This window comes from Sinomonas albida (assembly GCF_004919045.1).
GTDB classification, from domain to species: domain Bacteria; phylum Actinomycetota; class Actinomycetes; order Actinomycetales; family Micrococcaceae; genus Sinomonas; species Sinomonas albida.
Map to the genome: position 1 here is coordinate 56,598 of NZ_SWDW01000018.1, position 7,177 is coordinate 63,774.

The 7,177-nt window shown below is 72.0% G+C and carries 7 protein-coding genes and 1 pseudogene; 6 read left to right on the forward strand and 2 right to left on the reverse strand.

The annotated features are described in order from the left end of the window. Positions 1-1,248, forward strand: coding sequence for an FAD-dependent oxidoreductase (locus E6A26_RS16015; protein ID WP_136612199.1), 1,248 nt, complete (start codon positions 1-3; stop codon positions 1,246-1,248). Between the two features lie 42 nt (positions 1,249-1,290). Here the strand turns inward: E6A26_RS16015 and gluQRS are convergent, their stop codons facing one another. Both gluQRS and E6A26_RS16025 read right to left on the reverse strand, forming a co-directional pair. After that, a complete protein-coding gene (gene gluQRS / locus E6A26_RS16020; protein ID WP_136612200.1) occupies positions 1,291-2,208 on the reverse strand; it encodes a tRNA glutamyl-Q(34) synthetase GluQRS in 918 nt (305 codons plus the stop codon). 22 nt (positions 2,209-2,230) lie between these two features. Continuing rightward, entirely contained in the window at positions 2,231-3,562 is a 1,332-nt protein-coding gene (locus tag E6A26_RS16025) for an alkaline phosphatase family protein (RefSeq protein WP_136612201.1), read from the reverse strand. A gap of 136 nt (positions 3,563-3,698) precedes the next feature. On the opposite strand from E6A26_RS16025, the pseudogene E6A26_RS16030 reads away from it, so the two are divergent. From E6A26_RS16030 to E6A26_RS16050, 5 genes and pseudogenes are all read left to right on the forward strand, one after another. Further along, positions 3,699-4,172, forward strand: a pseudogene (locus E6A26_RS16030) (MarR family winged helix-turn-helix transcriptional regulator); the annotation flags it as partial. Between the two features lie 89 nt (positions 4,173-4,261). Next, the gene (locus E6A26_RS16035; RefSeq protein ID WP_136612203.1) at positions 4,262-5,029 is read left to right on the forward strand and encodes an SGNH/GDSL hydrolase family protein; all 768 of its coding nucleotides are present in this window, start codon (positions 4,262-4,264) and stop codon (positions 5,027-5,029) included. 57 nt (positions 5,030-5,086) lie between these two features. Next, positions 5,087-5,464, forward strand: a complete 378-nt coding sequence (locus tag E6A26_RS16040) for an ArsR/SmtB family transcription factor (RefSeq protein WP_136612204.1) — start codon at positions 5,087-5,089, stop codon at positions 5,462-5,464. A gap of 68 nt (positions 5,465-5,532) precedes the next feature. Beyond that, complete coding sequence (locus E6A26_RS16045; RefSeq protein WP_136612205.1) at positions 5,533-6,513, forward strand: TIGR03086 family metal-binding protein; 981 nt, start codon at positions 5,533-5,535, stop codon at positions 6,511-6,513. Then, on the forward strand, positions 6,506-6,946 hold the full coding sequence (locus E6A26_RS16050; RefSeq protein WP_136612206.1) for an SRPBCC family protein: 441 nt from the start codon (positions 6,506-6,508) through the stop codon (positions 6,944-6,946). The genes E6A26_RS16045 and E6A26_RS16050 overlap by 8 nt, the downstream gene beginning before the upstream one ends. Positions 6,947-7,177 lie beyond the last annotated feature (231 nt).

Sequence of the window (7,177 nt, forward strand, 5' to 3'; positions counted from 1 at the left end):
GTGGGAGCCAGCCGGCCTGAGCCGCACGGCGTCGTCATCGTCGGCGGCGGGCCAGTGGGCCTCTGCCTCGGGGTCCTGCTCGCGCAGCGCGGAGTCGACGTCGTGGTCCTCGAGGCCCGCACCGAGCGCACGGCGCACTCGCGCGCGATCGGCATCCATCCGCCCGGCCTGCGCGTGCTCGCCGCGGCCGGGGTCGCGAACGAATTGTGGGCGGACGGAGTGGCCGTGACCCGCGGGATCGCCCGCTCCCGCGGCCGCGACGTGGCCCGCCTCGTGTTCGACCCGCCGGTCCTCGCCGTCCCCCAATGGCGCACCGAGGAGGCCCTCGAGGCGCGACTCGCGGAGCTCGCGCCCGGCGCGTTGCGGCGCGGCGTGCGGGCGACGGGAGTTGTCCGGACTGGCCGCCCCCAGGCCGGACACGATGAGGGCGCCGCGCCTGGGGAGAGCGCCGCGCCTGGCGAGGGCGCCGCGCCTGGGGAGGGCGCCGCCGTCGTCCGTGCGCTCGATGCGGCGGGCGGCGAGCTCGCGTTCTCGGGTGCCTGGGTTGCCGCGGCCGACGGCGCCCGCTCGCCCGTGCGGACCGCGCTCGGCATCGCGGCGCACGAGCGGGCCTACCCGGACGCCTACGTCATGGGCGACTTCGCCGACGCGACCGGCGACCGTTCGACTGCGGTGCTGTATCTCGAGCCGGGCGGGATCGTCGAGTCGTTCCCGCTGCCGGGCGGGGTCCGGCGCTGGGTCGTGCACACTGACGAGCTCGTTGCGGCTCCGAGTCCGGAGGGACTCGCGCGGCTCGTCGCGGAGCGCACGGGTGCCGAGGTGGACCCCTCGACGAATTCGATGCTGAGCGCGTTCACGGTGACCGAGCGGCTCGCCGCCACGGCGGTCCGTGGGCGGACCGTGCTCCTCGGCGACGCTGCGCACGAAGTGAGTCCGATCGGCGGCCAGGGCATGACGCTCGGCTGGCTCGACGCGGAGGCGTTCGCGCCTCTGCTCGCTTCCGCGGCGCGCGGCGCGGGTGGAGCGCGGGGCGGCCGTGCGTCGGAGGCGTGGCCCGAGCTGTGGGCGGCCGTCGCGAACGGACGACGGCGCGCGGCGGCCGAGGCGGCACGGCACGCCGGCCTCAACATGGCCCTCGGGCGGCCGCTCCCGGGGTGGGCGATGTCGACCCGGAACGCGGTGTTCCGGGGGCTGTATCTCTCGCCGAGCGTGCGCGCTTGGACGGCGCACCGGTTCACGATGCAGTAGGGCGTCCGTCCGAGAGCGGACAGTTCCTCCGAAGGCGGAGGCCTACCGGCCGGGAAGACTGCTGTCTCGCAGGAAACGTCCGCTCTCGGCATCGACGATCCACGGTTCACGCGGCAGAGCGGCGGGATCGAACGCGGCGAGCGCGTCGGGCAGCGAGCCTGGAAGGCCCACGGACTCGAGCAGCGCCGCCGCGACCCGTTCCGCGGGTACGCCCTCGGCGGCCAGATCCTCGAGCGTCACGGCGCCGTCGCGCTTGGCCAGCCGGCGCCCCGTCCGGTTGAGCGCGAGGGGGACGTGCGCGTAGTCCGGCACGCGATAGCCGAGCAGCCCCGCGAGGTACGCCTGGCGCGGTGCCGAGGGCAGCAGGTCGTCGCCCCGGACCACTTGGTCGATGCCCTGCTCGGCATCGTCGACGACCACCGCCAGGTTGTACGCGACCACCCCGTCGTTGCGCCGCAGCACGAAGTCGTCGACGAGGCCGGCATAGCGGCCGTGCAGCACGTCGGAGACGGCCCACTCGGTGACCCCGGCGCGGAGGCGGATCGCGGCGGGACGCTCCGCGCGCCGTCGTTCGCGCTGTTCCTCGGTGAGGTCGCGGCACGTGCCGGGGTACGCGCCCTGGGGCGCGTGCGGTGCGCTCGGTGCCTCCTGGATCTCACGACGGGTGCAGAAGCATTCGTAGGTGAGGTCCGCGTCGGAGAGCCACCCGAGGGCTGCCTCGTACAGGGCGGTCCGCTCGGTCTGGCGCACGACCGGGCCGTCCCAGTCGATGCCGATCGCCGCGAGGTCGCGCAGCTGCACCGCCTCGGCGCCCGCGCGGGCCCGGTCGAGGTCCTCGACGCGCACGAAGAAGCCGCGACCGCTCGACCTGGCGAACAGCCACGCGAGGAGCGCCGTGCGGAGGTTTCCCACGTGGAGTGCGCCGGACGGGCTCGGGGCGAATCGGCCTGCGGACGTCATGCCCCAAGGGTAGCCACGACTGCTACGAGGACGCCGACCCGGGCTCGAACCTCGCCGCGAGCTCGTCCCGGACCTGCGCCAGGTGGGACGGCTGCGCGGCGAGCGCGGCGGGCACGGGCGGCGCGGCAGGTGCGGTGACGCCCGCGAGGGGATCGTCCGTGCGGGGAGCCGAGAGCGTGAGGACGGCGCCGACGTCGGGCGCCGCCGCGTCCCGGCGAGTGAGCGGCGGAAGGTTCCAGCGCCGCTCGACCGTGGCGAGGATGCTCGTGTGGTCGAGCGGAGTGGTGCCCGCGGCGACCCTGAAGACCGTCCCCACAGGGATGAGCGGGCTGACGAGGACGGTCGGGACCCGCGGCCCGAAGCGCGTGAAGTCGAAGCCGAACTCGCCGGGGGTGCCGTCAGGGGGAGTGGCGCCCGAGGGTGGCGGGACGTGGTCGTAGCAGCCGCCGTGCTCGTCGTAGGTCAGGATCAGCAGGGTCTTGGCCCACCCCGGCCCGGACGCGACGGCGCGGTACGTGTCGAGGATGAGCTGTTCGCCGGCGGCCATGCTGTAGTTGGGGTGCTGGCTGTTCCCGGTCGAGCTCCAGCTCGGCTCGAGGAACGCGAACGCGGGAAGCCGTCCCGCCGCGGCGTCGGCCTGGAAATCGGTGAAGAGGCCGATATTGGCCGCGGGCGCCCTCTGGGTGTCCGGAAAGTTGAGCCGGGTGAGCGGCGACTTGTTGTACCCGTAGATCTTCCACGGGACGCCGTGCTGGCCGAGGAGCCCGAAGATGCTCGGCACGGTGAAGGACTTCGTGACGTCGTCCATGTGGCCTTGGCTCGTTCCGGCGCACGTGAACGCCCGGTTCGGCATCGTCTCGGTCGGCACGGAGCTGAACCAGTGATCGCACACGGCGAAGCCGCGGGCGAGGGCGCTCAGCACCGGGAGGGTCTCCGGCGCGTAGCAGCCCATGATCCAGCTCGGTGCCGTGCCGGGGACCACGTACCACTTCTTGGCCTGGTTGTCCTTGATGGCCTGCGCGTAGTCGGTCACGAAGCCGGACATGGTCGGGGCGGCCCCTGGCGCGGGGCTCGGGGTGCCGAACAGCTGGTTGTTGGCCTTCTGGAATCCCTCGCCGGGATCGGCACCGGGCATGAAGTACGCATCCGCGGTGGACGGGGTGATGGGGTAGACCGTCACGGGCTTGCCGTCCGGCCCGGGGCAGCTCTCGGAGCCGGTGAGGCCCTCGAACGCTGCCCCACTGGGGGAAACGTTGCCTGAGCCGTGGTAGAGGTAGCCGAGCAGGTGGTCGAAGGAGCGGTTCTCGAGCATGAGAACCACGACGTGATCGATGGCGGACAGGCCGAGGGACATGATTGTTCCTTCCGAAGGAGCGCCTCCGGCACACAGGCTACGGGCGGGCACCGACAGCCGGAATACCCCACAGGCCAGTTCGCCGCAGTCGCGCGATCCGAGGGTGCACTCTCCCCATCTCCTATGCTTGATTCTCGTGACGGAAACCCGCTGGCTTTCAGCCGAGGAGCGTCGGGCCTGGCTCGCCATCCTCGGCGTGACGACCCTCCTCCCGGCGGCCCTCGACGCCCACCTGACGGCGCTCGGGAAGCTCTCGCTCTTCGACTACAACGTGCTCGCGATGCTGAGCGAGGCGGAGGGCCGGTCCCTGCCGATGAAGGAGCTCGCGGCCCGCACCTCGGCCTCGCTCTCGCGCCTCTCCCACGTGGTCTCGAAGCTCCAGGACCGCGGCTGGATCGACCGCCAGCCCTCGCCCGACGATGCGCGCGTCACCAACGCGCGCCTCACGGACCTCGGCTGGGAGACGATCCTCGAGCTCGCGCCGGAGCACGTGGAGCGCGTGCGCCAGATGGTCTTCGACGGGCTCGACGCCGAGGACACGCGGCGCCTCGCGGACATCGCCGAGAAGATCGTGGCCCAGCTCGACTGCAGCTCGTGGATCTTCCGCGACGTAGCCCGCGACCCAGAGCTCCCGAGGCCCACGCGGCGCGAGCCCGGCGGCGCAGCCGAGGGGGCCGCGGACGACGGCGGGAGCGCGGCATGAGCGGCGAGTTCACCACGCGCTGGGTCGCCTTGGGCGACTCGTTCACGGAGGGTGTCGGCGATCCCGACCCGGCTCGCCCGAACGGTGTCCGCGGCTGGGCCGATCGGGTCGCCGAGCAGCTCCAGCCCGCCGATCCCGGGTTCGGCTACGCGAACCTGGCCATCCGCGGCAAGAAGCTCCGGCAGGTCCTCGCCGAGCAGCTCGAACCCGCGCTCGCGCTGCGGCCCACGCTCGTCACGGCGTACGCAGGGGCCAACGACATCCTCCGACCCAAGGTCGATATCGACGCCCTCCTCGAGCAGTACGACGCCGGGATCGCCCGTCTCCAGGAGGCCGGCGCGCGCGTGCTGCTGTTCACGGGCTTCGACGCCGGGACCTCCAAGGTCTTCGGCGCGATGCGCGGCCGGATCGCGATCTACAACGAGCAGGTCCGCTGGATCGCGGACCGTCGCGGGGCCACACTCGTCGACTACTGGCGCTTCCACGAGTTCCAGGACTGGCGCATGTGGGCCGAGGACCGCATGCACATGTCCGCCCTCGGCCACGCGACGATGGCCAACCGCGTGCTCAGCGTCCTCGAGCATGAGGGTCTCGCCGAGGTCCCGGACGCTCCGGCGCTCCCCAGCCTGAGCCTGCTCGGGCACTTCCGGGCGAACGCGACGTGGGCGCGCGAATTCGCTGGGCCCTGGGTCATGCGGCGGCTCACCGGCCGCTCCTCGGGCGACGGCATGAGCCCCAAGTACGCGGACTACACCCGCCTCTAGGCAGCAGCGGTCGCCGGGGACCTTGATAATCGCGTTAGCGAACGCTAACGTATTGGTATGCCCGATCTTCTGGAAGTCGCCGCCGAGCCGAACCGGCGCCGCCTCCTCCAGCTGCTCGCGGCAGGGGAGCGTTCGGTGACGCCGCTCGCCGAGCATTTCAGCGTCTCGCGTTCGGCCATCTCGCAGCACCTGCTCCTGCTCAAGCAGGTGGGTCTCGTCGAGGCCCGCAAGGACGGCCGGAACCGGCTCTACCGCCTCTCGCCCGGTGGCATGGCGCGGCTGCGGGAGCAGGTCGCCGTGTTCTGGACGAACGAGCTCGACCTGCTGGTGGCGGACGCCGAAGCGCTCGCCGGCTCGTCCGCACGGTCTTCGGAATCCCCGGAGCCCGGGTCCCCGCAGCCTAAGACCCCGCAGCCTAAGACCCCCGAGCCCTAGTCCCCGGAGCCCCCGCCCGCCCCCTGACCACCAGCTTCCTCATCCGACTCCATCCCGAAGGGACCGTCATGTCGTACACGAAGACCGTTTACCTCCCCGTCACGCCCGATCAGGCCTTTGACCTCGTCACCCAGCCCGAGCGCCTGCGCCGCTGGATGACGATCTCCGCCCGCGTCGACCTCCGCGCCGGCGGCGACTTCCGCTGGACCGTCGTCCCGGGCGCCTACGCCGGCGGGACCGTCACGGAGCTCGAGCCGGGTCGCCGCGTCGCCTTCGGCTGGGGCTGGGAGGGCAACGAGGAGGTCAGCCCCGGCTCCTCGGACGTCACCATCACGCTCGAACCGGCCGACGGCGGCACGAACGTCACGCTCGTCCACGCGGGCTTGAGCGCGGAGCAGGAGGCGATGCACGCGCAGGGCTGGGACCACTACCTCGAGCGCCTCGTCGCGCTCGCCGAGAAGGGCGACGCCGGGCTCGACGTCTGGGGCATGCCCGAGGACTTCGACCAGCTCAAGGGCGCCGACGCCTCCTGGGCCGTCCTCTCCCGCGTGCTCACCGCCGTCGGCCCCGAGGCCGCCGGCCTGTCGACGCCATGCGAGGACTTCGACGTCGCTGCGCTCACGAACCACCTCCGCGGCAGCATCGCGGGCATCGGCACCGCGCTCGGCGTCGCGCTCCCCGAGGACGACCCCGCCGCCCCCACCGAGCTGCGCATCGCCGCCGTCGTCGAGCCGACGCTCGAGGCGTTCGACCGCCACGGTCTCGAGGGTGAGCTGGACATGGGCTTCGCGGTCCTCCCGGCGGCGTTCGTGGCGAACATCCTGAACCTCGAACTCCTGGTCCACGCGTGGGACTACGCGACGGCGCTTGGCCGCAAGCTCGACGTCTCGGCCGAGCTCTCGGAGTACGTCCTCGGGCTCGCGAAGGCCACGATCTCGGATCAGGTCCGCGCGGGCGGATCGTTCGCGGAGCAGACGATCGTCGGGGAGTCGGCCCACGCGCTCGACCGCCTCGTCGCGTTCACCGGGCGGGTGCCCGTCAATGGTTGACGTTCTGACCTCGGAGGTCATCCGGCGGCCTCGAGCCGACGTCGCGGCGTATGCGGCGGACCCGGACACGGCGCCCGAGTGGTATGTCAACATCCGCTCGGCGGTCTGGCGTACGCCGAAGCCTCTCGCCGTGGGCAGCGAGGTGGACTTCGTGGCCCACTTCCTGGGGCGCGAGCTCGCCTACACGTATCGAGTCGAGGAGTACGTCCCCGGCGAGCTGCTCGTCATGGCCACGGCGCAGGGCCCCTTTCCGATGCGGACCACGTACACGTGGATGGACGACGACGAGGGCGGCACCGTCATGACCCTCCGCAACGCGGGGGAGCCGAGCGGATTCGCTGCCGTGGCGGCGCCGTTCATGTCGTTCATGATGCGCCGAGCCAACGCCAAGGACCTCGCGCGCCTCAAGGAGATCCTGGAGCGTAAGGGCTAGCGGACGGTTCAAGCTCACCTCGGGGGTCCGGCCGGATTCCCCACCTTCCGGAACCGGCTTCCCCACCTTCCGGAGCCGGCTTCCCCAGGAACTGTGCCAGTCTCCTTGAGCTCAGGACTTCGAAGCAACGCTTGCGATGATTTCGGGGCATGAGCTGAGGAGTCGCATGGAGCGTAGGGAGCTGACCGCTGAGGATCGGCTGATGATCCAGGCCGGGATCGGGAAGCGGAT